The sequence below is a fragment of the Pseudomonas sp. TH21 genome, from assembly GCF_016651025.1.
GTDB classification, from domain to species: Bacteria; Pseudomonadota; Gammaproteobacteria; order Pseudomonadales; family Pseudomonadaceae; genus Aquipseudomonas; species Aquipseudomonas aylmerensis.
Window position 1 is genome coordinate 4011458 of record NZ_JAEKEQ010000001.1, and the last position, 26847, is coordinate 4038304.

The following is a 26847-nucleotide window of genomic DNA, read 5'->3' on the forward strand; positions in this document are numbered from 1 at the left end:
TCTTTAGACTGGTCTCCAACGCTTATTAGCCAAGGAGCCAGTCATGGGTTTGCTGATCGAAGGGCACTGGAAGGACCAGTGGTACGAAAGTAGCGCCGACGGCGCTTTCCAGCGTGAACAGGCGCAACGCCGAAACTGGGTGACCGCCGATGGTGCGCCCGGCCCCAGCGGCGAAGGCGGCTTCAGGGCGGAAGCCGGTCGCTATCACCTCTACGTCTCCCTTGCCTGCCCTTGGGCGCATCGCACGCTGATCCTGCGCAAGCTCAAGGGCCTGGAAAGCCTGATCGACGTGTCAGTAGTCAGCTGGTTGATGCTGGAAAACGGCTGGACCTTCGACAAGACCCACGGCTCCACCGGCGACACGCTGGATGGCTTCGACTTCATGCACCAGCGTTACACCGCCGACACCGCCGACTACACCGGGCGCGTCACCGTGCCGGTGTTGTGGGACAAGAAACTGCAGCGCATCGTGAGCAATGAGTCAGCGGAAATCATCCGCATGTTCAACAGCGCCTTCAACGAGCTGACCGGCAATACCCTGGACTTCTACCCGCAGGCACTGCGCCCGAGCATCGACGCGCTGAACGCGCGGATTTACCCGGCCGTGAACAATGGCGTGTACCGCGCCGGCTTTGCCACCGCGCAAAAGGCCTACGAAAGCGCATTTGATGATGTGTTTGCCGAGCTGGATCACCTGGAGCAGCACCTGCGAGTACATCGCTACCTGGCCGGTGAGTACCTGACCGAGGCGGATGTGCGCCTGTTCACCACGCTGATCCGTTTTGATGCGGTGTATTACAGCCACTTCAAATGCAACCTGCGGCGGATTGCCGATTATCCGAACCTGTCGAATTGGTTGCGGGAGATGTACCAGTGGCCGGGCGTGGCCGAGACGGTGGATTTTGCGCATATCAAGGGGCATTACTATGCGAGCCACCGGACCATCAATCCGACGGCAATCGTGCCGAAGGGGCCGTTGCAGAGTTTTGATGCCGCCCATGATCGGGCTCGCCTTGCCGGGAAAGGGGTCTTTAGCTGAGGCGACCCGGTGTCTGTGGGGCGGGGCTTGCTATGGCTAGCAAGCTTCTCGGAGCCAGTGGGCATCTTGAGGCTAGTGGGATTCTTGAGGTCAGTGGGCTTCTTGAGGTTAGTGGGCTTCTGGAGGTCAGCGGGCTTCTTGAGGTCAGCGGGCATCTTGAGGTCAGTGGGCTTCTTGAGATCAGTGGGCTTCTTGTGGCGAGCGGGCTTGCCCCGCGTTGGGGCGCGAAGCGGCCCCAAAACCTGCCTACACGGTCTTCCTGAAACTGCGCGGCGAGTGTACTGGGGCCGCTTCGCGCCCCAACGCGGGGCAAGCCCGCTCGCCACAGGAATCTTCACTGGCCTCAGAAATCTCCACTGGCCTCTGGCCACTGACCTCAGGAATCTCCACTGACCACAGGAATCTCACTGGCCTCAGGAATCTCCACTGACCACAGGAATCTCCACTGCCCACAGGAATCCCACTGGCTTCAGGAACCTCCACTGACCTCAGGAATCCCCACTGACCTCAGGAATCTCACTGGCCTCAGGAATCTCCACTGACCACAGGAATCCCACTGGCTTCAGGAACCTCCACTGACCTCAGGAATCCCCACTGACCTCAGGAATCTCACTGGCCTCAGGAATCTCCACTGACCACAGTAATCCCACTGGCCTCAGAAATCTCCACTGACCACAGTAATCCCACTAGCCACAACAACTGCGCAGCCTCAACAAGCCCGGCAATCACACAGGCCTAAACCTGCGACTGCGCGCCCTCAAACCACTTCAGCTTCTCGCGCAACACCACCACTTCACCGACGATTACCAGTGTCGGTGCATGCACTTCATGCTCCGCCACCATGCGCGGCAAGTCCGCCAGGGTGCCGGTGAATACGCGCTGGTTGGAGGTGGTGCCCTGCTGGATCAACGCAGCGGGGGTGTCCGCCGCGCGACCATGCTTGATCAGTTGTTCGCAGATGATCGGCAAGCCAATCAAGCCCATGTAGAACACCAGGGTCTGCGACGGTCCCACCAGGTCATGCCAGGGCAGGTCCGAAGTGCCGTCCTTCAGGTGCCCGGTGATAAACCGCACCGACTGCGCATAGTCACGGTGAGTCAGCGGAATCCCGGCATACGCCGCGCAACCGCTCGCCGCCGTGATGCCGGGCACCACCTGGAACGGAATGCCATGGGCTGCCAGTTCCTCGATCTCTTCGCCACCCCGGCCAAAGATGAACGGGTCGCCACCCTTGAGCCGCAATACACGTTTGCCCTGCTTGGCCAGGTCCACCAGTTGCTGGTTGATCTGGTCCTGCGGGACGGCGTGATCGGCGCGACGCTTGCCGACATAAATACGCTCGGCATCGCGGCGGCACAGCTCGAGAATCGCCGGGGCCACCAGGCGGTCGTACAGCACCACGTCGGCCTGCTGCATCAGGCGTAAGGCGCGGAAGGTCAACAGGTCCGGATCACCCGGCCCTGCCCCCACCAGGTACACCTCGCCCGGTGCATACGGCGGCGCGCCGTTGACCTTTTCGATCAGCAGGCGCTCGGCCTCGTCACCCTGCCCGGCCAATTGACGGTCGGCAATCGGGCCCTGAAACACCTCTTCCCAGAACGCACGGCGTTGTTGCACATCCGGGTACAGGCCTTTGACCTGGGCGCGAAAACGCGCCGCGAGCCCGGCCAGTTGCCCGTAGGTGGATGGAATCCAGGTTTCCAGCTTGGCCCGGATCAAGCGTGCCAGCACCGGCGCATCGCCACCGCTGGACACTGCGATCACCAACGGTGAACGGTCGACAATCGCCGGGAAGATCACGCTGCACAAGGCCGGCGCATCCACCACATTGACCGGCACGCAACGACGCTTGGCATCGCTGGACACTTGCGCGTTCAGCGGCTCGTCATCGGTGGCGGCGATAATCAGGGTGCAGTCGTCGAGATCGGCCTCCTGATAACCGCGCAAAATCAATTCCCCGCCACTGCCCAGCACCAACACACGCAGCTGGTCTTCGATCTGGGGAGCAACCACCCGCAGCACTGCACCGGCGTCGGCCAGCAGCCGGGATTTGCGCAAGGCAATCTCCCCGCCACCGACGACCAACACACGGCTGCCGCGCAGGTTATGAAACAGCGGCAGAAACTCCATTTAGCGGATGACCTCGACGCCCGCCATGTACGGCTTGAGCACTTCCGGCACACGGATCGAGCCGTCAGCCTGCTGGTAGTTTTCCAGCACGGCCACCAACGTACGGCCTACCGCCAGGCCCGAACCGTTGAGGGTGTGGACCAGTTCCGGCTTGCCGGTTTCCGGGTTGCGGAAGCGCGCCTGCATGCGACGGGCCTGGAAATCGCCACAGTTGGAGCACGACGAAATCTCGCGGTATTTGTCCTGGCTCGGCACCCACACTTCGAGGTCGTAGGTCTTCACGGCACTGAAACCCATGTCGCCGGTGCACAGCGCCAGCACGCGGTACGGCAGCTCCAGCAGTTGCAGGACGCGTTCGGCGTTGGCGGTCAGGCCTTCCAGGGCTTCCATGGAAGTCGACGGCTCGACCACCTGCACCATCTCGACCTTGTCGAACTGGTGTTGGCGGATCATGCCGCGGGTGTCACGGCCAGATGCACCCGCCTCACTGCGGAAGCACGGGCTGTGGGCGACAAACTTGATCGGCAGTTGCTTGGCGTCGAGGATCTCGCCGGCGACGATGTTGGTCAGCGACACTTCAGCGGTCGGGATCAGGTACAGATCGGCTTCGCCATCGCGGCTGATCTTGAACAGGTCTTCCTCGAACTTCGGCAACTGGCTGGTGCCCATCAGCGCCGGTGCCTGCACCAGGTACGGGGTGTAGGCCTCTTCGTAGCCGTGCTCGCCGGTGTGCAGGTTGATCATGAACTGCGCCAGGGCGCGGTGCATGCGTGCGATCGGGCCGCGCAGCAAGGCAAAGCGCGCGCCGGACATCTTCGCGGCGGTTTCGAAATCCAGGCCGCCGGTCAGTTCGCCCAGGGCGACGTGGTCCTTGATCTCGAAATCAAAAGTCGTCGGCGTGCCCCAGCGGCGCACTTCGACGTTACCGTCTTCGTCTTCGCCGACCGGTACGGACTCATGGGGAATGTTGGGAATGCCCAGCAGGATCGAATCCAGCTCGGACTGAATCTTTTCCAGCTCGACTTTGCCGTCGGACAGCTCGGTGCCCATGCGCTCGACATCCGCCATCAGCGGCGCGATGTCTTCGCCGCGCTGCTTGGCCTGACCGATGGATTTGGAACGCGCATTACGCTCAGCCTGCAGTGCTTCGGTGCGGGTCTGGACGGTCTTGCGCTGTTCTTCCAGCGCTTCGATGCGCGCAACATCCAAGGCAAAGCCACGGGATGCCAGGCGGTCCGCTACGTCCTGAAGGTTGCTACGTAACAGTTTGGAATCGAGCATGTCGGTCTCTCGTTTATCAAAGTTTGGTCAAGGACAGGCCGGCCCAGGTGGCGAGCAGCCCGCCGAACACGCTGATGCCCAGGTACCCGAAGGCGACCAGGGCCTGCCCGCTTTCCAGCAGTCGCAGCGTGTCCAGTGAAAAGGATGAAAAGGTCGTCAGACCGCCTACAAAGCCGACAATCAAGCCGGCGCGAATTTCAATCGGCACTTCCGGACGCAACAGGAACCAGCCGTACAACAACCCGATGATCAAACAGCCCACCAGGTTGACCGCCAGGGTCGCCGCATAAAAATGCTTGGGCCAGTTAGCGCTGACCCAGTTACCGGTGGCGAAACGCAATAATGTACCAGCGATGCCGGCTGCGGACACGGCAAGAATCGTCTTGAGCACTACTTTCTCCGTTGTTTGGGGCTGAGGCGATCGAGTTGGGCCAGGTGATTGAGCTTTTCGCCGATCTTCAGCTCCAGGCCACGCGGCACCGGCTGATAGAGCGGCAGCGGCTCAAGCTCATCGGGGAAATAGTCTTCACCGGCCGCGTAGGCATCCGGCTCATCGTGGGCATAGCGGTATTCGTCGCCGTAGCCCAGTTGTTTCATCAACTTGGTGGGCGCGTTACGCAGGTGCAACGGCACTTCGAGGGAGCCGTATTCGGCAGCGGCGCGCAGCGCGGACTTGAAGCCCATGTACACCGCGTTGCTCTTGGGCGCACAGGCCAGGTAGGTAATGGCCTGGGCCACGGCCAATTCGCCTTCGGGGCTGCCGAGGCGCTCCTGCACGTCCCACGCGGCCAGGCACAGACTCAAGGCGCGCGGGTCGGCGTTACCGATGTCTTCGCTGGCCATGCGCACCACGCGGCGGGCCAGGTACAGCGGGTCGCAGCCGCCGTCGATCATCCGCGCAAACCAGTACAACGCGCCGTCCGGGTTGGAGCCGCGCACGGATTTATGCAGCGCCGAGATCTGATCGTAGAAAGCTTCACCGCCCTTGTCGAAGCGCCGACGCGTATCGCCGAGCAGGCTTTGCAGGAGATCGACGCCGATTTCGCTGCCGTCTTCGGCCAGGTCGGAGGCGTTTTCCAGCAAGTTGAGAAAGCGCCGGCCATCGCCATCAGCGGCAGTCAGCAAAATCTTGAAGCCTTCGTCGCTGACGCTCAGTTGGCGCTTGCCCAGGCCCTTGTCTTCGTTCAACGCGCGGTGCAGCAGCTTTTGCATCGCCGCTTCATCCAGGCTCTTGAGCACATAGACTCGCGCCCGCGACAGCAAGGCGTTGTTGAGTTCGAACGAAGGGTTTTCGGTGGTGGCGCCGATAAAGATCAGCGTGCCGTCTTCGACATAGGGCAAGAACGCATCTTGCTGCGACTTGTTGAAGCGGTGCACTTCATCGACAAACAGGATGGTGCGCTTGCCGTATTGCCCAGCCTGCTGCTTGGCGACCTCGACCGCCTGGCGGATCTCCTTGACCCCGGCCAGTACCGCCGAGACCGTTTCGAAGTGCGCATCCGAGACTTTTGCCAGCAGCCGCGCCAGGGTGGTCTTGCCCACGCCCGGCGGCCCCCAGAAAATCATCGAGTGCAGCGCACCCTGCTCCAGGGCTTCGCGCAAAGGCTTGCCGCGAGCGAGCAGGTGTTCCTGCCCGACATACTCATCCAGGTTGGTCGAGCGCAAGCGCGCGGCCAGTGGCTGAGCAATCGGGTCACTTCGAAACAGGTCCATGGGCAGCGTTTGAAACCTCTTGGCAGATTATTCCTGGATCACGTCGGCACCCTTGGGGATGTCGAACTTGAACTTGGACGCCGGCACCGGCTCATTGGCCTTGACCCCGGAGAACAGGATATCGGTGCGCTGGCCGACGCTGTCGACCAGGCGCATGTTGTTGATCACGCCATTGCCAAACGACAGGGACAGCGTGTCAAACAGCGTGTCCTTGGATTTTGGCTTGAGGGTGAACTCGATCACATTGCTGGTTTGCTTGGAGGTGATGTCGAAACTCTCGTTGATTTTCGACACATCACCCGACAGCAGCAGCGCTGGCGTCTGGTTCAGGCGCGGGTCAAGCTTCTTGATGGTCGCCTGCTCCAGGTCCGGGTCCCACAGCGTGACTTTCTGGCCGTCGGAGACGATGGTCTGCTCCGCCTTGCCTTCGGTGTGCCAGTAGAACAGCCCAGGGCGCTGCACGGCCATTTCACCGGCGGTTTCCTGCAACTGGGTGCCGCCCGCGTCCAGGGTCAGCTGGGAGAAGCGCGCGGTCAGGGTCTTGGATTTGTCCAGCAGGTTGGTCAGGCTGGCCACGGAGGCCGGGTCGGCGTGCGCCGAAACAGCAGTCAGGGCCAGTGCTGGCAACAACAGCATGCGGATAAGACGCATGGGAGTCCTCATTGAGTCGTTAGGGCGTGCCGCGTGCTGCCACGCGGCACGTGATCAGTCGCGCATCTGCCCAGGGGCGATGACTTCGCGCGAGCCGTTGGTGTTCATTGCGGTCACGACGCCAGCCATTTCCATGGCTTCGATCATGCGCGCGGCGCGGTTGTAGCCGATTTTCAGCTTGCGCTGCACCGCGGAAATCGAGGCGCGGCGACTTTCCAGCACAAACGCGACGGCCTCGTCGTACAGCGCGTCGGTCTCGGCATCGTCGTCGCCACCGCTGCTGCCGCCGTCGAAGCCGCTGCCGGCTTCTTCGACGCCCGCGAGGATGTCGTCGTTGTATTCCGGAGCGCCACGCAGTTTCCAGGCTTCCACCACGCGGTGCACTTCGTCATCGGAAACGAAAGCGCCGTGCACCCGAATCGGCAGGCTGGTGCCCGGCGGCATGTAGAGCATGTCACCGTGGCCGAGCAGCTGCTCGGCGCCACCCTGGTCGATGATGGTCCGCGAGTCGATCTTGCTCGACACCTGGAACGCCATCCGCGTCGGAATGTTGGCCTTGATCAAGCCGGTGATCACATCCACCGACGGACGCTGGGTCGCGAGGATCAAGTGAATACCCGCCGCCCGCGCCTTCTGGGCGATACGCGCGATCAGTTCTTCGACCTTCTTGCCGACGATCATCATCATGTCGGCGAATTCGTCGACCACCACCACGATGGTCGGCAGCTTGCTCAGCAGCGGCGCTTCGTCGTGGATGCTCTCGCGCTTGTACAGCGGGTCGGTCAGCGGCGTGCCGGCGTCCTGGGCTTCCTTGACCTTGGCATTGAAGCCCGACAGGTTGCGCACGCCCATCTTCGCCATCAGCTTGTAGCGACGCTCCATCTCGGCCACGCTCCAGCGCAGGGCGTTGGCGGCGTCCTTCATGTCGGTGACGACCGGGCACAGCAGGTGCGGAATGCCTTCGTAGATCGACAGTTCGAGCATCTTCGGGTCGATCATGATCAGCTTGGCGTCTTCCGGGCCGGACTTGAACAGGATCGACAGGATCATCGCGTTCACACCCACCGACTTACCCGAACCGGTCGTACCGGCAACCAGCAAGTGCGGCATTTTCGCCAGGTCGGTAATCACCGGCTTGCCGCCGATGTCATGACCCAGGGCCAGGGTGACCGGCGATTTGAAGTTGTCGTATTCCGGCGTCGAGAGTACTTCGGAGAAGCGCACGATCTGGCGGTCCTCGTTGGGAATCTCGATACCCACGGTGGTCTTGCCGGGGATCACTTCGACCACGCGCACACTGGTCACGGCCAGGGAGCGCGCCAGGTCCTTGGCCAGGTTGGCGATACGGCTGACCTTGACGCCTGCCGCCGGCTGGATTTCGTAACGGGTAATCACCGGGCCGGGGTGGATCGAGTCCACCGACACTTCGACGCCGAACTCCTTGAGCTTGATTTCCAACAGGTGGCCGACAGCCGCCAGGGATTCAGGGGAGTAGTTGAGTTGCTTCTTTTCGGCCGGGTCGAGGATCGAGATCGGCGGCAAGGTGCCTTCGACGGCGCTGTCGACAAACAACGGCGCCTGTTTCTCTTTCTGCACGCGATGGCTTGGCTCGGCGGGCTTGGGCGGTGCCGGAGCAATCACCGGCGGCACCTGCTTCTCGCGGTCCGACATGTGCTTGCTCAGGGCCTGCTCGCGCTCGATCAGGCGCTCCTTGACCTTGGCCTGCTCGCGGCGGTCCGGCGTACTCGGGGCGACCACCTCGTTGACGCGGGTGTCGACCTCACGCAACTGGGCGACCATGCGCTTGCGCTCGACCCGGGCCGCCCACCAACGGTTGGCAGCGCCCTGGAACAGCTCCAGCAGGTCGAGGGTGATCTTGCCGGTCACGTCCATCACCTTGAACCACGACAGGTCGGTGAACACGGTGAGGCCGAACAGGAACAGCGCGATGAACATCAAGGTGCTGCCCTGGATATTCAGGGTCCTGCGCGCCAGGTCGCCAAGGCTTTCGCCCAGCGCCCCGCCCGCGCCCGCCGGCAGGCCGGTAGGCGCATGAAAGTGGATATGCGCCAGCGCCGCGCCGGACAACACCAGGAACACCAGGCCGATCAGGCGCCAGGAAAACAGCCAGCCGCTCCACTGCCACGGCTCATGCCGCTGGCGGAAGATCTGCCAGGTCTTGATCGCCAGCAGCAAGGGGAAGATATACGCGAAGTAACCGAGCACCATGAACAGGATATCGGCGCTGTAGGAGCCGGCAGGTCCACCGAAGTTCTGCACGTCTTCGATCTTGCTGTTGTGGCTCCAGCCCGGATCGTCCTTGCCATAGGTGAGCAAGGCCATCATCAGGAACAGGCACAGCGCGCCGATAGCGATCAGCGCACCTTCCTTGAGTCGGTAGTGCAGGTGCTGGCGCCAGGCCGGCACGACTGCTGCTTTGGGTGTTGCGGCGGATTTCTTCAAAACGGGTCTTTTCCTGCGCCTTTAGCGCGTCCATCTGTTGAATAACTGTAAATACTGCCCAATCCGAGCAGCTGAAAAATGAACGAACGTCGTTGAATCTACTTTTAACACTGGGCGATTGCTGGATGAAATGGCGATAACGCCACAATCGCCGCATTGTACGGGTTTGTGCCCCTGATGCCACACCACTTGGCGCTCTTCAAGCAGCATAGCCAATTGTGTGTCACAAGATGTTCAATTTGAGCATGCATTGTCTTTGCTGACAAAGGCTTATGAGCTGTTTTTACCAATCCAGGCAAGCTTGGCAAATGGCCTGCATCGGCCAGACCCGATTACGACCACGCCTCAGGCACAGAGTTGCAGAAACACGCGCTCACGCTAATGCGCGCCGATGGCCGATTCGGGCTGGCCCCACAGCGCTGTGTCGACAATAATCACGCTCTCGGTGCAGGCGACATTCCTGCCACTCCCCTCCCCTTCCGTAAGCCTGGATGCCATGCTGACCTGGTTACAACGCGACACCCTGACATTCCCGCCACTGGCCAAAGCCATGCGCGAACCCAATGGCCTGCTCGCCGCCGGCGGTGACCTGTCGGCCGAACGCCTGGTCCAGGCCTATCGCCACGGTTGCTTCCCGTGGTTCTCCGAAGGCCAGCCGATCCTCTGGTGGTCGCCCGATCCGCGCACGGTGATCTTCCCCGACGAGCTGCACGTCTCGCGCAGCCTGGGCAAATTGTTGCGCCAGCAGCGCTACAGCGTGACATTCGACCAGGATTTCGCCGCTGTCATCCAGGCCTGCGCCGCGCCGCGCGCCTACGCCGATGGCACCTGGATCACCGAGGGCATCCAGAGCGCTTACCTGGAGTTGCACACGCGCGGCTATGCGCACTCGGTGGAGGTATGGGACGACGGCGAACTGGTAGGCGGCCTGTATGGCCTGGCGATGGGCCAATTGTTCTTCGGCGAATCCATGTTCAGTCGCGCCGACAACGCCTCGAAATTCGGCTTTGCCACACTGACTCGGCAACTGCAGGCCTGGGGATTTGTGCTGATCGACTGCCAGATGCCCAACGATCACCTGCACAGCCTGGGCGCCCGCGCCATCCCCCGCAGCGAATTCGCGGGCCTGCTGCGCGACCATCTGGATCAACCCAACACTGGACCGTGGGTTTCCTAGGCGACTTGCGCGCACCTGGCTTACACTTATTTCAAAGCTTACCCGAGGGTTGATCATGACCGAGTTGGCGCGTTTGAAGTTTTATGCCACTCAACCCCACTCTTGCAGCTATCTGCCCGACGAGCAGGCCACCACGCTGTTCCTCGATCCCAGCCAGCCAATGGACGTGCATGTGTATGCCGATCTCTCGGAAATGGGCTTTCGGCGCAGCGGCGACCACCTGTACCGGCCCCATTGCCAGAACTGCAATGCCTGTGTCCCGGCGCGCATCCCTGTGGCGCAGTTTGTACCGGACCGAAACCAGAAACGGATTCTCAAGCGCAACGCCGACCTGACGGTGACCTCGGCCAAGCCGAGGTTCAGCGAAGAATATTTCGACCTTTACCAGCGCTACATCGAGCAACGCCATGCTGACGGCGACATGTTCCCGCCCAGCCGCGATCAGTTTTCCACCTTCCTGGTGCGTGAGCTGCCGTTCTCGCGATTCTACGAGTTTCGCCTCGACGGTCGCCTGGTGGCCGTCGCCGTGACCGATTTACTGCCTAACGGCCTGTCGGCGGTCTACACCTTCTACGAACCAGCCGAAGAACGCCGCAGCCTGGGGCGCTTCGCGATCCTCTGGCAAATTGGCGAAGCCATGCGCCTGGAACTCGAGGCGGTGTACCTCGGATACTGGATCAAGAACTGCAAAAAGATGAACTACAAGACCCAATATCGGCCTATTGAACTGCTGATTAATCAAAGATGGGTCACGCTTAACTAGAACCCCTTGGCTTAAACACCCTTTTTCGGGCACAATGCACGCCGCTTTTGCCTGGCGCAGTTGCACCGGGCCATTCACTGGATACCGAGGGCTTTACTGCATGTCGAAAGAAGACAGCTTCGAAATGGAAGGCACTGTCGTCGACACCCTGCCCAACACCATGTTTCGTGTGGAGTTGGAAAATGGGCACGTCGTAACCGCGCATATCTCCGGCAAGATGCGCAAGAACTACATTCGTATTCTTACCGGTGACAAAGTGCGCGTCGAGCTGACGCCCTATGACTTGAGCAAAGGGCGCATCACTTACCGCGCTCGTTAAGCAAGTCAATACAAAACGCCCGGTTATGCCGGGCGTTTTTGTGTGCGCGCTATTTATGCAGGGCTGCAGGGCTCATGTGGGAGCGGGCTTGCCCGCGAAGGCGATCCGTCAGTTGATGCATTCGCTGGCTGATCCACCGCTTTCGCAGGCAAGCCAGCTCCCATATTTGATCTGTGTACACCCGGGATCTCAGGCACCACCCCAACCTCCTGTGGGAGCGGGCTTGCCCGCGAAGGCGATCCGTCAGTTGGCGCATTCGGCGGCTGACCCACCGCTTTCGCAGGCAAGCCAGCTCCCACATTTGATTTGCATACACCCGGGGTCTCAGGCCCCACCCCAATTCCCTGTGGGAGCGGGCTTGCTCGCGAAGGCGATCCGCCAGTTGATGCATTCGCTGGCTGACCCACCGCCTTCGCAGGCAAGCCAGCTCCCACATTTGATCTGCGTACACCAGGGGTCTCAGGCCCACCCCAATCCCCTGTGGGAGCGGGCTTGCCCGCGAAGGCGATCCGCCAGTTGATGCATTCGCTGGCTGACCCACCGCCTTCGCAGGCAAGCCAGCTCCCACATTTGATCTGTGTACACCCGGGATCTCAGGCCCCACCCCAATCCCCTGTGGGAGCGGGCTTGCTCGCGAAGGCGATCCGTCAGTTGATGCATTCGCTGGCTGATCCACCGCTTTCGCAGGCAAGCCAGCTCCCACATTTGATCTGAGTACACCAGGGGTCTCAGGCCCACCCCAATCCCCTGTGGGAGCGGGCTTGCTCGCGAAGGCGATCCGTCAGCTGATGCATTCGCTGGCTGACACACCGCTTTCGCAGGCAAGCCAGCCCCCACATTTGATCTGTGTACACCCGGGATCTCAGGCCCCACCCCAATCCCCTGTGGGAGCGGGCTTGCCCGCGAAGGCGATCCGTCAGTTGATGCATTCGCTGGCTGACCCACAGCTTTCGCAGGCAAGCCAGCCCCCACATTTGATCTCCACCAACATCAAGACAGCAAAAAGGCGCCTTTCGGCGCCTTTGCTGTAGTGCAGTCAACGATCAGGCCATTTCCGCCGTGGTTTCGAAGTCGAAGGTCAGCTCGCCATCCTTCAGGTCGATATGCACCACGCCGCCATGGTCGGACAGCTCGCCGAACAGGATCTCTTCGGCCAATGGCCGCTTGATCTTGTCCTGGATCAGACGCGCCATCGGGCGAGCGCCCATTGCCGCGTCGTAACCACCTTCGGCCAGCCAGTTGCGCGCCGCGTCCGTCACTTCCAGCTGCACGCGCTTGTCTTCCAACTGCGCCTGAAGCTCGGTGAGGAACTTGTCCACCACGCTCTTGATAACCTCATGGCTGAGGCGACCAAACTGGATGATGGTGTCCAAACGGTTGCGGAACTCCGGCGTAAAGCTCTTCTTGATCACTTCCATGGCATCGGAAGAGTGATCCTGATGGCTGAAGCCGATCGAAGCCCGCGCGGCCGTTTCGGCACCGGCGTTGGTGGTCATGATCACGATCACGTTGCGGAAATCCGCCTTGCGCCCGTTATTGTCGGTCAGGGTGCCGTGGTCCATCACCTGCAACAGCAGGTTGAAGACTTCCGGGTGCGCCTTCTCGATTTCATCGAGCAGCAATACGCAATGCGGCTGCTTGGTGATCGCTTCGGTCAACAGGCCGCCCTGGTCGAACCCGACATAGCCCGGAGGCGCACCGATCAGGCGCGACACAGTGTGACGCTCCATGTATTCGGACATGTCGAAACGCACCAGCTCAATGCCCATGGCCTTGGCCAACTGCCGTGCCGCCTCGGTCTTGCCGACGCCGGTAGGACCGGCGAACAGGAACGAACCCACAGGCTTGTCCGGCGACTTGAGGCCCGCACGCGACAACTTGATCGCGGTGGACAGCGAGTCGATGGCCGCGTCCTGGCCGAACACGGTCAGCTTGAGGTCACGCTCCAGGTTACGCAGCAGTTCCTTGTCGGAACTGGTGACGTGTTTTGGCGGAATCCGCGCGATCTTCGCCACGATGTCCTCGACCTGAGGTACGTCGATGCGTTTCACACGCTTCTCGACCGGCTGCAGGCGCTGATAGGCACCCGCCTCGTCGATCACGTCGATGGCCTTGTCCGGCATGTGCCGGTCATTGATGTAGCGCGACGCCAGTTCAGCGGCCGAACGCAGGGCCTCATCGGTGTACTCGATGCCATGGTGCGCTTCGAAACGCCCCTTGAGCCCGCGCAGGATGCCAATGGTGTCTTCAACCGAAGGCTCGGACACGTCGACTTTCTGGAAGCGACGCGCCAAGGCGCGGTCTTTCTCGAAAATGCCGCGGAATTCCTGGAACGTGGTCGAACCGATGCAGCGGATATCACCCGACGACAGCAGCGGCTTGAGCAGGTTCGAGGCGTCCATTACCCCACCGGATGCCGCACCGGCACCAATGATGGTGTGGATTTCATCAATGAACAGGATCGCCTGCGGACGTTTCTTCAGCTCACCAAGCAACGCCTTGAAGCGCTTCTCGAAATCGCCACGGTACTTGGTCCCGGCGAGCAAGGCGCCCAGATCAAGGGAGTAGACGACGCTGTTGGCCAGCAGGTCAGGCACCTGATTGTCGACAATGCGTTTGGCCAGGCCCTCGGCAATCGCGGTTTTACCCACGCCTGCCTCACCCACCAGCAACGGGTTGTTCTTGCGACGACGCGCGAGGATCTGCGCTACACGCTCGACCTCAAGCTCACGCCCCACCAGCGGATCGATCCGCCCCTGGCGCGCCAGCTCATTAAGGTTACTGGCATAGGCATCCAGTGGATTGCCCGAAGAAGAAGACTCACCGCCCTCGTCGTCCTGCATATCCTGTTCACCCTCGGAATGATCGCCGTGCCCAGGCACCTTGGAGATTCCGTGGGCGATGTAGTTGACGACATCAATACGGGCAACGCTCTGCTGCTTGAGCAGGAACACTGCCTGGCTTTCCTGCTCGCTGAAAATTGCCACCAGCACGTTGGCGCCTGTGACTTCACGCTTACCGGAGCTCTGTACGTGGAAAACAGCACGCTGCAATACCCGCTGGAAGCCCAGGGTTGGCTGGGTCTCGCGGTCCTCGTCATGCACGGGGATCAGTGGCGTGGTGGAGTCGATAAACTCCTGCAGGTCATGCTTGAGTTTGTCGAGGTTGGCGCCGCACGCACGTAGAACGGTGGCGGCAGCTTCGTTATCCAAAAGTGCCAGCAGCAGGTGCTCGACGGTCATGAATTCATGACGCTTCGAACGGGCCTCCTTGAAGGCAAGATTGAGGGTGACTTCGAGCTCGCGGTTTAACATAGCTTCACCTCATACCCAAGTGGTCGGCGTTAACCGTCCTTCTCGATTTCACAGAGTAGCGGATGCTGGCTTTCCCTGGCGTACTGGTTGACCTGCATGGCCTTTGTCTCGGCGATGTCGCGGGTAAACACTCCACATACTGCCCGTCCTTCTGTGTGAACGGCCAGCATTACCTTGGTCGCCAACTCGCGGTTCAGGTTAAAAAACACCTCGAGTACTTCGACCACGAAATCCATCGGTGTGTAGTCATCATTGAACAAAACCACCTTGTACATCGGCGGCGCCTGTAAAGCAGGCTTGGCCTCCTGAACAGCAATGCCTGCAGAACCGTCGTCATCGTGTTCGTGATCCGGTCGATCCTGATTGAATGTTAGTCGAATCTGGCTGATTGCATGCATGGAAAGAAAGGTTCGTCAGTGGTTCAAATACAGTGGTGGGGGCGACCTGTCAGAATTTCAACTACTGACCGGCCAGTCGCCTTGACTATCGGCAAAACGGTGTTACAACCAATAGAACCCACAGTGGGTAAAAAAGGTCCGCGCAGTCAACCTTATTTATTCGGGTTAGGACGGATAAACTGGATGATACTCCAGTGATGGAGTCTGGTGCAGAGGGATATGGGCATGGCAAGTGGTAAGGTCAAGTGGTTCAACAATGCCAAAGGCTACGGTTTCGTCGTAGAGGACGGTAAGTCCGAAGATCTCTTTGCGCATTTTTCAGCGATCAAGATGGATGGGTACAAGACGCTGAAAGCGGGCCAACCTGTAAGTTTCGAAATCATTCAAGGACCGAAAGGGTTGCATGCCGTGGAAATCGTCGCCAAGGCACCTGAACCCACCGCGGGGTCGACCGCTCATAACGAAAAGAAGCAAACGGCCTGATCCGCCGTCGAGCGCGCAAACGCAATAAAAAACCGGCCACCCCAGCAAGATTGGGACGGCCGGTTTTTTTATGCCTGCGCCTTACATATGCGAAATCAGCGCATCACCAAAACCCGACGACGACACCAACTTCGCGCCGTCCATCAGGCGCTCGAAGTCATAGGTCACGGTCTTGGCCGAAATCGCGCCATTGGTGCCCTTGATAATCAGGTCAGCCGCCTCGGTCCAACCCATGTGGCGCAACATCATCTCCGCCGACAGGATCAATGAACCCGGATTGACCTGGTCCTTGCCCGCATACTTGGGCGCGGTGCCGTGGGTCGCCTCGAACATGGCCACGGTGTCGGACAGGTTGGCCCCCGGCGCAATGCCGATACCGCCCACCTCTGCCGCCAGTGCGTCGGACAGGTAGTCGCCGTTCAGGTTGAGTGTCGCAATCACGTCATATTCGGCCGGACGCAGCAGGATCTGCTGGAGCATGGCGTCGGCAATCGCATCCTTGACCACCACATTCTTGCCGGTTTTCGGGTTCTTGAACTGCATCCATGGACCGCCATCGAGCAGGGTCGCGCCGAATTCCTGCGCCGCCACTTCGTAGGCCCATTCCTTGAAGGCCCCCTCGGTGAACTTCATGATGTTGCCTTTGTGCACGATGGTCAGCGAATCGCGGTCGTTATCCACTACATATTGCAGGGCTTTACGCGCCAGGCGCTGGGTCCCCTCTTTGGAGACCGGCTTGACGCCGATGCCACAATCCTGGTCGAAACGGATCTTGGTCACGCCCATTTCTTCCTTGAGGAACTTGATCACCTTGATCGCTTCGGGCGAGCCGGCTTTCCACTCGATCCCGGCGTAGATGTCTTCGGAGTTCTCACGGAAGATGGTCATGTCCACATCGCCTGGCTTCTTGACCGGGCTCGGCACGCCTTCGAACCAGCGCACCGGGCGCAGGCACACATACAAGTCGAGTTGTTGGCGCAGGGCCACGTTCAGCGAACGGATGCCGCCACCGACCGGGGTGGTCAGCGGGCCCTTGATGGACACCACGTAATCCTTGACCGCATCCAGGGTTTCCTGGGGCAGCCAGGTGTCCTGGTCGTAGACTTGAGTGGCTTTCTCGCCGGCGTACACCTCCATCCAGGAGATCTTGCGCTTGCCGCCGTAGGCCTTTTCAACAGCCGCGTCGACCACCTTGATCATCACCGGGCTGATGTCGACGCCAATACCGTCCCCTTCGATATAAGGGATGATCGGTTGGTCAGGAACATTGAGAGAATGGTCTGCATTGACGGTGATTTTGTCGCCGACTGCCGGAACCTGAATCTTCTTGTATCCCATGCTGAACTCCATCTATGGATTGAACATCTGGCTGCGTTCGAGCCTACTCCAGATAAATGGCGACTGAAACCTCACGCCATGCTCATTTGCATCGAAAACAGCATAAATTGTCGCCTACAAGCCTGAAAGCAAAGGCAAAATCGCCAATCTTGAGCACTGCATGCGACCTTGGTAGCACGTTGGGCCCTGCGACCTTTAGACCAATGGACGACACACCTTTTGTATGAAGGCTCGGCGTAAGCATAGCGACCTATGTATAATGCCGCCGCTGACCAAAGAGTCACGACGGCGGACCGCTCTAGAACACAGCCTTCCGCTACAAAGCAGGACTAATACAATAGTCCACCCGCTTGACGCTCGACTGATGCAACCCAACATCACCGCGAAGAAACCTCGACATTTCGCTCATGGATGACTTTGAACGAACGCGCTCCACCCGGCGCATCTCGAGTTTCTGCGCACGCTTTCAGCAAAGAAGAGAGTTAATCCGAATATGCCCACCCGCTCGAAGATCATCTACACCTTCACCGACGAAGCCCCAGCCCTCGCCACCTATTCACTGCTGCCTATCGTAGAGGCCTTCACCGCTTCCGCTGATATTGCCGTGGAAACCCGCGACATCTCCCTCGCCGGGCGCATCCTCGCAAGCTTCCCTGAGCAACTGGGTACCAAGGCCATCCCGGACCACCTCGCCGAACTGGGCGACCTGGCCGTTACGCCTGAAGCCAACATCATCAAGCTGCCTAACATCAGTGCCTCGACGCCTCAGTTGCAAGCTGCGATCAAGGAACTGCAGGCCCAGGGCTACGCCCTGCCGGACTACCCTGAAACCGTAACCACCGACGCGGAAAAAGAAACCCGTGCACGTTACGACAAGGTCAAGGGCAGCGCCGTGAACCCGGTCCTGCGCGAAGGCAACTCCGACCGCCGCGCCCCGCTGTCGGTCAAGAACTACGCGCGCAAGCACCCGCACAAGATGGGCGCCTGGGCTGCCGACTCCAAGTCCCACGTGGCTCACATGAGCAGCGGCGACTTCTACGGCAGCGAAAAAGCCGTTCAGATCGAAGCCGCCGATGCTGTCAAAATCGAGCTGATCGCCAAGGACGGTACCGCGACCGTCCTCAAGGAAAAGACTTCCGTACAGGCTGGCGAGATCATCGACAGCGCCGTACTGAGCAAGAACGCCCTGCGCAGCTTCATCGCCGCTGAAATCGAAGACGCCAAGAAGCAAGGCGTGCTGCTCTCGGTTCACCTGAAAGCCACCATGATGAAGGTCTCCGACCCGATCATGTTCGGCCAGATCGTTGCCGAGTTCTACAAAGACGCGCTGGCCAAGCACGCCACCGTGCTGGAGCAGATCGGCTTCAACCTGAACAACGGCATCGGCGACCTGTACGCTCGCATCAAGGCCCTGCCGGCCGACCAGCAAGCACAGATCGAAGCTGACATCCAGGCGGTCTACGCCGCTCGCCCTTCCCTGGCGATGGTCAACTCCGACAAAGGCATCACCAACCTGCACGTGCCGAGCGACGTCATCGTCGACGCCTCGATGCCAGCCATGATCCGTGACTCCGGCAAGATGTGGGGCACCGACGGCCAGCTGCACGACACCAAGGCAGTGATCCCGGATCGCTGCTACGCCACCATCTACCAAGCGGTCATCGAAGACTGCAAGGCCAATGGCGCTTTCGACCCAACCACCATGGGCAGCGTGCCAAACGTTGGCCTGATGGCGAAGAAAGCCGAAGAGTACGGCTCCCACGACAAGACCTTCCAGATCAAGGCTGACGGCGTCGTCCGCGTCACCGACAGCAAGGGCAACCTGCTGATGGAACAGAACGTCGAGGCCGGCGACATCTTCCGCATGTGCCAGACCAAAGACGCGCCGATCCAGGATTGGGTCAAACTGGCCGTCAACCGTGCCCGCGCAAGCAACACCCCAGCCATTTTCTGGCTGGACCCGAAGCGCGCGCACGACGGCGTCGTGGTCGAGAAAGTTCAGGCCTACCTGAAAGACCACAACACCGAAGGCCTGGACATCCGCATCATGTCGCCGGTCGACGCGATGAAGTTCACCCTGGAGCGCACCCGCAAGGGCCTGGACACCATCTCGGTGACCGGTAACGTACTGCGTGACTACCTGACCGACCTGTTCCCGATCATGGAACTGGGCACCAGCGCCAAGATGCTCTCGATCGTGCCGCTGATGAACGGTGGCGGCCTGTTCGAAACCGGCGCCGGCGGTTCGGCTCCCAAGCACGTGCAGCAGCTGCTGGAAGAAAACTTCCTGCGCTGGGACTCCCTGGGCGAGTTCCTGGCCCTGGCCGCTTCCCTGGAACACCTGGGCGTCACGTACAACAACCCGAAAGCCCTGGTGCTGTCGAAAACCCTGGACCAGGCGACTGGCCAGTTCCTCGACAACAACAAGTCGCCATCGCGCAAAGTCGGCAACATCGACAACCGCGGCAGCCACTTCTACCTGGCGCTGTACTGGGCTCAAGCCCTGGCCGCCCAGACCGAAGACACTGCACTGCAAGCACAGTTCGGCGAACTGGCCAAGACCCTGGCCGCGAACGAAGCAACCATCGTTGCCGAGCTCAACGCCGTGCAGGGCAAGCCAGTGGACATCGGCGGCTACTACGCGCCGAACCCTGAGCTGACCAGCAAGGCCATGCGTCCAAGCAACACCCTCAATGCGGCGATTGCTGCACTGGTGTGATGCGCTGATGTGACGATGCTTGATTGATCGTCACACCACAGCAAAATCCGGAACCCGAAAGGGTTCCGGATTTTTTTTGCACTTTTTTCCGCAAGTGGGCGCAGGACTTGCTTTGTGTTTTTGCTCAAGCCACTCCAGAAAACAACAAATAAGGAAGTTTTTATGCAAAGAGCTCACTTCCAGGCGCTGGCCTGGGCCTCGGCAATCGCCCTGCTGACCGCCTGCGCGAGCCACTCGCCACCCTACCCGCATGCACAGGAACCGATTGGCGACGTGCAGACCATGTACGACGGCAAACTCAGCCCCGACGCTGCGGTCAGCACCTTTCGCAATATCGACCGCTTGTTTCCGGTGCGCACCATCAAGGCCGGCGGCCACCCTTTCCCACTGCCGCACAGCAGCCGGGCGTTGGGACCGGTTGCATTCGATTACGAAGGCAAACGCTATAGCCTCGATGACTACGTCACCCTCAACCGGGTAACAGGCCTGCTGGTGATCAAGGATGGCCAAGTCGTTACTGAACGCTACGAAAAAGGCAATACCGCCGAAACCCGCTGGATGTCGATGTCGGTGGCCAAGTCGATTACATCGACCCTCGTCGGCGCGGCCTTGCAGGACGGCTCGATCAAGAGCCTGGATGACAAAGTGACCGAGTATTTGGCTGCACTGGCCGGCAGCGGCTACGACCAGGCCACCGTGCGCCAGGTGCTGGCGATGCGTTCGGGGGTCAAATGGAGTGAGAAATACGCCGACCCGACGTCGGATCGACGCATGATGCTCAAGCTGCAGACCGAACAAGTGCCCGGCTCCGCCCTCAAGTTCATGGCGAGCCTGCCCAGCGCCGCGCCGCCTGGCACCCGCACCAACTACAGCACCGGCGAGACACAAGTGCTGGGCCAACTGGTCAGCGCCGCCGTGGGCAAGCCCCTGGCGAACTACCTCAGCGAGAAAATCTGGGCGCCGTATGGCATGCAGACCGATGCGAATTGGTGGCTCGACGGCCCGAACGGCAACGAAGTGGGCGGCAGCGGCATCAGCGCAACACTGGAAGATTACGGGCGCTTCGGACAGTTCGTACTCAGTGGCGGTAAAGCCGGCGACAAGCAAGTGCTGCCCAAAGGCTGGATGAGCTTTGCCAGCGCCACCACCGGCACCGACGCCGCCTACGGCGACTTTGCCTCCATGTGGTGGCCGGCCTGGACTGCCGCGTCAAAAGCCGACAAAGCCTTCACGGCTGCCGGCATTTTCGGCCAGTTCATCTACATAAACCCTACGCAAAACGTGGTGATCGTCGTGTGGCAAGCGCAGACCAAAGCCACCGGCGGTGAAGTCATTGACGACATGGTCGCCTTCGACGCCATCACCAAGGCCGCCCGGTAACCAAGCGCAACACCCGGCGGGCGCCCCTGTATGATGGGCGCCTGCCCCACTGATCGCTTGAGAGCCCTCCATGACCTGGCAACCCCACATCACCGTCGCCACCCTCGTAGAAGACAACGGCCGCTTCCTGATGGTCGAGGAACTCAAGGGCGGCCGCGCCGTGCTCAACCAGCCTGCCGGCCACCTCGACCCACACGAAACCCTGACCGAAGCCGCCGTGCGCGAAACCCTCGAGGAAACCGGCTGGGACGTGGAAGCCACCGGCATCGTCGGCATCTACCTGTACACTGCCCCCAGCAATGGCGTGACCTATCAGCGGGTATGCTTTATCGCCAAGGCGCTGAGACACCATCCCGACTATCAGCTCGACGAAGGCATCCTGCGCGCCCGCTGGATGACCCGCGACGAACTGATGGCCGTGCGCAATGACTGGCGCAGCGAGCTGATCATCCGCTGTATCGATGATTATTTGGCCGGCCAGTGCCACAGCCTCGAACTGATCCGCCCTTCTCTTTAGCCTTGCGGGCCCAGGCCTGCTAGAATCGCGTCCTTTTTCAAGACACCCGTTGAAATCCTATGCGTGATCCAGCCCCTTCTGACACACAAAAGAAGCGCGTCATCGTCGGCATGTCCGGCGGCGTGGATTCTTCCGTTTCCGCCGTTCTGCTCATGGAGCAGGGTTATGAGGTGGAAGGCCTGTTCATGAAGAACTGGGAAGAAGACGATGGAACGGAATATTGCACCGCCATGGACGACCTGGCGGATGCCCAGGCCGTCTGCGACAAGATTGGCATCAAGCTGCACACCGCCAACTTCGCCGCCGAGTACTGGGACAATGTGTTCGAGCACTTCCTGGCCGAATACAAGGCCGGCCGCACGCCGAACCCGGACATCCTGTGCAACCGCGAGATCAAGTTCAAGGCGTTCCTCGACTACGCCATGATGCTCGGCGCCGACCTGATCGCCACCGGCCACTATGTGCGCCGCCGCGACGTTGATGGTCGCACCGAACTGCTCAAGGGCCTGGACCCGAACAAGGACCAGAGCTATTTCCTGCACGCCGTCGGCGGCGAACAGATCGCCAAGACCCTGTTCCCGGTGGGCGAGCTGGAAAAACCCGAAGTGCGCAAGATCGCCGAGAAACACGGACTGGCCACTGCCAAGAAGAAGGACTCCACTGGTATCTGCTTTATCGGCGAGCGCCGCTTCAGCGACTTCCTCAAGCAGTACCTGCCCGCGCAACCCGGCGAGATCAAGACCACCGAAGGCGAAGTGATCGGCCGCCACCATGGCCTGATGTACCACACCATCGGCCAGCGCCAGGGCCTGGGCATCGGCGGTTTGAAAGACGCCGGCGAAGAGCCGTGGTACGTGCTGGTCAAGGACCTCGAGCACAACGTGCTGATCGTCGGCCAGGGCAATGAGCACCCGTTGCTGTTCTCCGGTGCGCTGCTGGCGTCGGAGATCTACTGGGTCAACCCGATCGACCTGAGCACCCCGCGCCGCCTGACCGCCAAAGTGCGCTATCGCCAGAGCGACCAGCCCTGCACCCTGGAAAAAACCGCCAGCGGCTACCGCGCCACCTTCGATGACCCGCAACGCGCGGTCACGCCGGGCCAGTCCGTGGTGTTCTATGACGGCGAGATTTGCCTCGGCGGCGGCGTGATTGAAGTCGCCGAGCCCTGGAGCAACCCGGCATGAGCCCGACCCAGGAGCAATTGACCGCCCTCGGCGGGGTATTCCTCGCCGCAGTGCTGGTCGACAAGATCGCCAAGACCGGCCAGGTCACCGAGGCAGGCCTGACCTGCATGCTCGGCAGCCTGCTGATCCGCGACCCCAAGGACACGCTGGAAGTGTATGGCGGCGACGACCTGGCGCTGCGCGAAGGTTACCGCGCGCTGATCGGCGCCCTGGAGCGCGACCCGAGCACCTTGCAGCGCGAGCCGCTGCGCTACGCCCTGTCGATGCTCGGCCTGGAGCGCCAACTGGCCAAGCGTGAAGACATGCTGGAAGTCATCGGCAAGCGCCTGCCGCAGATCCAATCCCAGGTAGAGCACTTCGGCCCGGCCCACGAAAACGTGATTGCCGCCTGCGGTGCGCTGTACCAGGACACCTTGAGCACCTTGCGCCAACGGATTCAGGTGCACGGCGACATGCGCAACCTGCAGCAACCGAACAACGCCTCGAAAATCCGCGCCCTGCTCCTGGCCGGTATTCGTTCGGCACGGTTGTGGCGCCAGTTGGGCGGTCATCGCTGGCAACTGGTGATCAGCCGACGCAAATTGCTCAAAGAGCTTTACCCGTTGATGCGCAACGAATAAGTCGCAACAACCACGTTTTTTATAGCCCCACGCGTAATACGCCGGTCAGTTGGCAACGGACCGGCGGATTTTTTCATGTATGATACGCGCCCCATTTCGTTGCCCGACTGTCCGAGAACACCCCATGCAGCTTTCTTCGCTCACTGCGGTTTCCCCTGTTGACGGCCGCTACGCCGGCAAAACCCAGGCCCTGCGCCCTATTTTCAGCGAATACGGCCTGATCCGTGCTCGTGTACTGGTTGAAGTGCGCTGGCTCCAGCGCCTGGCCGCTCACCCCGCCATCAGCGAAGTGCCGGCGTTCTCCGCCGAAGCCAACGCTGTGCTCAACACCCTGGCGGAAAACTTCTCCCTGGAGCACGCCGAGCGTGTGAAAGAGATCGAGCGCACCACCAACCACGACGTCAAGGCCATCGAATACTTGCTCAAGGAGCAAGCGGCCAAGCTGCCGGAATTGGCCCAGGTCAGCGAGTTCATCCACTTTGCCTGCACCAGCGAGGACATCAACAACCTGTCCCACGCCCTGATGCTGCGCGAAGGCCGTGATGACGTGATGCTGCCGCTGATGCGCCAGACCGCCAACGCCATCCGCGAACTGGCCATCCGTTTCGCCGACGTGCCAATGCTGTCGCGCACCCACGGCCAGCCGGCGTCGCCAACCACCCTGGGTAAAGAACTGGCCAACGTGGTGTACCGCCTGGAGCGCCAGATCGCTCAAGTGGCTGCCGTCCCGCTGCTGGGCAAGATCAACGGCGCTGTCGGCAACTACAACGCCCACCTGTCGGCCTACCCCGAGATCGACTGGGAAGCCAACGCCCGCGCCTTCATCGAAGACGAACTGGGCCTGGGCTTCAACCCGTACACCACGCAGATCGAACCGCACGACTACATCGCCGAGCTGTTCGACGCCATTGCGCGCTTCAACACCATCCTGATCGACTTCGATCGCGATATCTGGGGCTACATTTCCCTGGGCTACTTCAAGCAGCGCACCATTGCCGGTGAAATCGGTTCGTCGACCATGCCGCACAAGGTCAACCCGATCGACTTCGAAAACTCCGAAGGCAACCTCGGCATCGCCAACGCGCTGTTCCAGCACCTGGCCAGCAAGTTGCCGATCTCCCGCTGGCAGCGCGACCTGACCGACTCCACCGTACTGCGTAACCTCGGCGTGGGCTTTGCCCACAGCGTGATCGCGTACGAAGCCAGCCTCAAGGGCATCAGCAAGCTCGAGCTCAACGAGCAGAAGATCGCCGCTGACCTGGACGCGTGCTGGGAAGTATTGGCCGAGCCGATCCAGACCGTGATGCGTCGCTACAACATCGAAAACCCATACGAGAAGCTGAAAGAATTGACGCGCGGCAAGGGCATCAGCCCCGAGGCGTTGCAGACTTTCATCGACGGCCTGGACATGCCAGCCGCGGCCAAGGCCGAGCTGAAACTGCTGACCCCGGCCAACTACATCGGTAACGCTGTAGAGCAAGCCAAGCGCATCTGATCCACGCACGACCCCTTGAGACGCCCGGCCGCGCCGGGCGTTTTTATTCCAGTCTGAAAAGTGCTTTTTTTCAATAGGTTACACATGAATCCTGATATCCCTCTTCAACTTCTGGGCGGCATCACGGCACGGGAATTCCTGCGCGACTACTGGCAGAAAAAACCACTGCTGATCCGCCAGGCCATCCCTGACTTCGAAAGCCCGATCGACGCCGACGAACTCGCAGGCCTCGCGCTGGAAGAAGAAGTCGAATCGCGCCTGGTGATCGAGCACGGCGAGCGCCCGTGGGAACTGCGCCGCGGCCCGTTCGCCGAAGACGCTTTCAGCACCCTGCCCGAGCGCGAGTGGACCCTGTTGGTACAGGCCGTCGACCAGTTCGTGCCGGAAGTCGCCGAATTGCTCGAACACTTCCGCTTCCTGCCCAGCTGGCGCATCGACGACGTGATGATCAGCTTCGCCGCACCGGGCGGCAGTGTCGGTCCGCACTTCGACAATTACGATGTGTTCCTGCTGCAGGCCCAGGGCAAGCGCAACTGGAAGATCGGCCAGATGTGCAACGCCGAAAGCCCGCTGCTGCAACACGCCGACCTGCGCATCCTGGCCGAATTCGAAGAGAGCGCCGAATGGGTCCTGGAACCGGGCGACATGCTCTACCTGCCGCCGCGCCTGGCGCATTTCGGCATTGCCGAAGATGACTGCATGACCTACTCGGTCGGCTTCCGCGCGCCGAGCGCAGCTGAAGTGCTGACCCACTTCACCGACTTCCTCAGCCAGTACCTGACCGACGAAGAGCGCTACACCGACGCCGATGCCCAGCCGGTCAGCGATCCGCACCAGATCCAGAGTGATGCACTCGACCGCCTCAAGAGCCTGCTGGCCGAGCACATGAGCGACGAGCGCATGCTGCTGACCTGGTTCGGCCAGTTCATGACCGAACCGCGCTACCCGGAACTGGTAGCCGGCGAAGAGCTGGGCGAAGACGACTTCGTCACCAGCCTGCAAGACGGCGCGATCCTGGTGCGCAACCCGAGCGCGCGCCTGGCCTGGTCCGAAGTCGACGACGACGTGCTGCTGTTCGCCAGCGGCCAGAGCCGTTACCTGCCGGGCAAATTGCGTGAGCTGCTGAAGCTGGTGTGCTCTGCCGATGCGCTGCACAGCGAGAACCTTGGCGAATGGCTGGCCGACGAAGATGGCCGCGACCTGCTGTGCGAGCTGGTCAAGCAAGGAAGCCTGGGGTTTGCCGATGAATAAGATTCACGTAAGTGTCGCGGACTGGCAAAAGGATATCGCCGAGATTCGGCGCATTCGTGAAGCGGTCTTTGTCGCTGAACAATCGGTCCCACCTGAGCTGGAATGGGATGCGGACGACGCAGACGCAGTGCATTTCCTAGCCTTCGAAGGCGACTTTCCGATCGGTACTGCGCGCCTGCTGCCCAGCGGCGAGATCGGCCGCGTGTCGGTACTCAAGGACTGGCGCGGCCTGAAGGTCGGCGACAAGCTGATGGAAGCGGTGATTGGCGCGGCCGAGCAACGCGGCCAGACCCGGCAATTTCTCAGCGCACAGGTGTATGCGGCGCCATTCTACGAGCGTCTGGGTTTCAAGATCGTCAGTGACGAGTTCCTTGAAGTCGGGATTCCGCATGTGGATATGGTGCGCGGGGACTGATCCAATACCGCGCCGCTGCTATCGCCGGCAAGCCAGCTCCCACATTTGACCGAGTACATCCTTGGGAATGCGGTCAAGTGTGGGAGTGGGCTTGCCCCCGATAGCTATTTCAGCAACACCAACAATGCCCTGCCTTGCCAGGGCATTTTGCCGTCTACGATTCAACTTGCGCCCTGCCAGGCCGACAAACTGGCACT

The 26847-nt window shown here is 60.8% G+C and carries 22 protein-coding genes; 13 read left to right on the forward strand and 9 right to left on the reverse strand.

The window, feature by feature from the left end:
• The first annotated feature begins 43 nt into the window (after positions 1-43).
• Positions 44-1039, forward strand: a complete 996-nt coding sequence (locus tag JFU04_RS17660; protein ID WP_201145166.1) for a glutathione S-transferase family protein — start codon at positions 44-46, stop codon at positions 1037-1039.
• A gap of 735 nt (positions 1040-1774) precedes the next feature.
• On the opposite strand, the gene cysG is transcribed toward JFU04_RS17660, so the two are convergent.
• Genes cysG through JFU04_RS17690 form a run of 6 tightly spaced genes read right to left on the reverse strand, consistent with a single transcriptional unit; the run spans position 1775 to position 9277 of the window.
• Positions 1775-3169 (reverse strand): siroheme synthase CysG, encoded by a 1395-nt coding sequence (cysG, locus tag JFU04_RS17665; protein WP_065907487.1) that lies wholly within the window; start codon positions 3167-3169, stop codon positions 1775-1777.
• Entirely contained in the window at positions 3170-4450 is a 1281-nt protein-coding gene (serS, locus tag JFU04_RS17670) for a serine--tRNA ligase (RefSeq protein WP_065907488.1), read from the reverse strand.
• Between the two features lie 16 nt (positions 4451-4466).
• Positions 4467-4841, reverse strand: a complete 375-nt coding sequence (gene crcB / locus JFU04_RS17675; protein ID WP_065907493.1) for a fluoride efflux transporter CrcB — start codon at positions 4839-4841, stop codon at positions 4467-4469.
• Positions 4841-6163 carry a replication-associated recombination protein A gene (locus JFU04_RS17680; RefSeq protein ID WP_065907495.1) on the reverse strand — a complete coding sequence of 441 codons (1323 nt, stop codon included), beginning with the start codon at positions 6161-6163 and terminating at the stop codon, positions 4841-4843. Before JFU04_RS17680 ends, crcB begins: the two co-directional genes overlap by 1 nt.
• 27 nt (positions 6164-6190) lie before the next feature.
• Positions 6191-6814, reverse strand: a complete 624-nt coding sequence (gene lolA, locus JFU04_RS17685) for an outer membrane lipoprotein chaperone LolA (protein WP_065907498.1) — start codon at positions 6812-6814, stop codon at positions 6191-6193.
• Positions 6815-6868: 54 nt separating this feature from the next.
• Positions 6869-9277, reverse strand: coding sequence for a DNA translocase FtsK (locus tag JFU04_RS17690; protein ID WP_065907501.1), 2409 nt, complete (start codon positions 9275-9277; stop codon positions 6869-6871).
• 496 nt (positions 9278-9773) lie between these two features.
• On the opposite strand from JFU04_RS17690, the gene aat reads away from it, so the two are divergent.
• The 3 genes from aat (at position 9774) to infA (ending at position 11536) form a co-directional block, all read left to right on the forward strand.
• On the forward strand, positions 9774-10454 hold the full coding sequence (aat, locus tag JFU04_RS17695; RefSeq protein WP_065907502.1) for a leucyl/phenylalanyl-tRNA--protein transferase: 681 nt from the start codon (positions 9774-9776) through the stop codon (positions 10452-10454).
• Positions 10455-10509: 55 nt separating this feature from the next.
• Positions 10510-11217: an arginyltransferase gene (locus tag JFU04_RS17700; RefSeq protein WP_065907503.1), complete on the forward strand. Its 708-nt coding sequence runs from the start codon at positions 10510-10512 to the stop codon at positions 11215-11217.
• A gap of 100 nt (positions 11218-11317) precedes the next feature.
• The gene (gene infA, locus JFU04_RS17705; RefSeq protein WP_002553999.1) at positions 11318-11536 is read left to right on the forward strand and encodes a translation initiation factor IF-1; all 219 of its coding nucleotides are present in this window, start codon (positions 11318-11320) and stop codon (positions 11534-11536) included.
• Positions 11537-12579: 1043 nt separating this feature from the next.
• Here the strand turns inward: infA and clpA are convergent.
• Both clpA and clpS read right to left on the reverse strand, forming a co-directional pair.
• Positions 12580-14850 (reverse strand): ATP-dependent Clp protease ATP-binding subunit ClpA, encoded by a 2271-nt coding sequence (clpA, locus tag JFU04_RS17710; RefSeq protein ID WP_201145168.1) that lies wholly within the window; start codon positions 14848-14850, stop codon positions 12580-12582.
• A gap of 29 nt (positions 14851-14879) precedes the next feature.
• Complete coding sequence (gene clpS, locus JFU04_RS17715) at positions 14880-15248, reverse strand: ATP-dependent Clp protease adapter ClpS (protein WP_010567912.1); 369 nt, start codon at positions 15246-15248, stop codon at positions 14880-14882.
• A 219-nt stretch (positions 15249-15467) separates the two neighbouring features.
• On the opposite strand from clpS, the gene cspD reads away from it, so the two are divergent.
• The gene (gene cspD / locus JFU04_RS17720) at positions 15468-15731 is read left to right on the forward strand and encodes a cold shock domain-containing protein CspD (RefSeq protein WP_106803430.1); all 264 of its coding nucleotides are present in this window, start codon (positions 15468-15470) and stop codon (positions 15729-15731) included.
• 81 nt (positions 15732-15812) lie between these two features.
• On the opposite strand, the gene icd is transcribed toward cspD, so the two are convergent.
• A complete protein-coding gene (gene icd / locus JFU04_RS17725) occupies positions 15813-17069 on the reverse strand; it encodes an NADP-dependent isocitrate dehydrogenase (protein WP_201145170.1) in 1257 nt (418 codons plus the stop codon).
• A 493-nt stretch (positions 17070-17562) separates the two neighbouring features.
• Between icd and JFU04_RS17730 the strand changes: the two genes are divergently transcribed.
• The 8 genes from JFU04_RS17730 to JFU04_RS17765 all read left to right on the forward strand — a co-directional run bounded on the left by JFU04_RS17730 (position 17563) and on the right by JFU04_RS17765 (position 26650).
• Positions 17563-19788, forward strand: coding sequence for an NADP-dependent isocitrate dehydrogenase (locus JFU04_RS17730; protein WP_065907507.1), 2226 nt, complete (start codon positions 17563-17565; stop codon positions 19786-19788).
• A gap of 162 nt (positions 19789-19950) precedes the next feature.
• The gene (locus tag JFU04_RS17735; protein WP_242485916.1) at positions 19951-21168 is read left to right on the forward strand and encodes a serine hydrolase domain-containing protein; all 1218 of its coding nucleotides are present in this window, start codon (positions 19951-19953) and stop codon (positions 21166-21168) included.
• Positions 21169-21238: 70 nt separating this feature from the next.
• Positions 21239-21685: an NUDIX hydrolase gene (locus JFU04_RS17740; protein WP_120448969.1), complete on the forward strand. Its 447-nt coding sequence runs from the start codon at positions 21239-21241 to the stop codon at positions 21683-21685.
• Between the two features lie 59 nt (positions 21686-21744).
• A complete protein-coding gene (gene mnmA, locus JFU04_RS17745) occupies positions 21745-22869 on the forward strand; it encodes a tRNA 2-thiouridine(34) synthase MnmA (RefSeq protein ID WP_106803428.1) in 1125 nt (374 codons plus the stop codon).
• A complete protein-coding gene (hflD, locus tag JFU04_RS17750) occupies positions 22866-23489 on the forward strand; it encodes a high frequency lysogenization protein HflD (RefSeq protein WP_058425015.1) in 624 nt (207 codons plus the stop codon). The genes mnmA and hflD overlap by 4 nt, the downstream gene beginning before the upstream one ends.
• A 124-nt stretch (positions 23490-23613) precedes the next feature.
• Positions 23614-24984 carry an adenylosuccinate lyase gene (gene purB / locus JFU04_RS17755; protein ID WP_010209589.1) on the forward strand — a complete coding sequence of 457 codons (1371 nt, stop codon included), beginning with the start codon at positions 23614-23616 and terminating at the stop codon, positions 24982-24984.
• An 84-nt stretch (positions 24985-25068) separates the two neighbouring features.
• On the forward strand, positions 25069-26235 hold the full coding sequence (locus JFU04_RS17760) for a ribosomal protein uL16 3-hydroxylase (RefSeq protein ID WP_065907517.1): 1167 nt from the start codon (positions 25069-25071) through the stop codon (positions 26233-26235).
• Positions 26228-26650 (forward strand): GNAT family N-acetyltransferase, encoded by a 423-nt coding sequence (locus JFU04_RS17765; RefSeq protein WP_065907519.1) that lies wholly within the window; start codon positions 26228-26230, stop codon positions 26648-26650. Before JFU04_RS17760 ends, JFU04_RS17765 begins: the two co-directional genes overlap by 8 nt.
• The last annotated feature ends 197 nt before the right edge of the window (positions 26651-26847 follow it).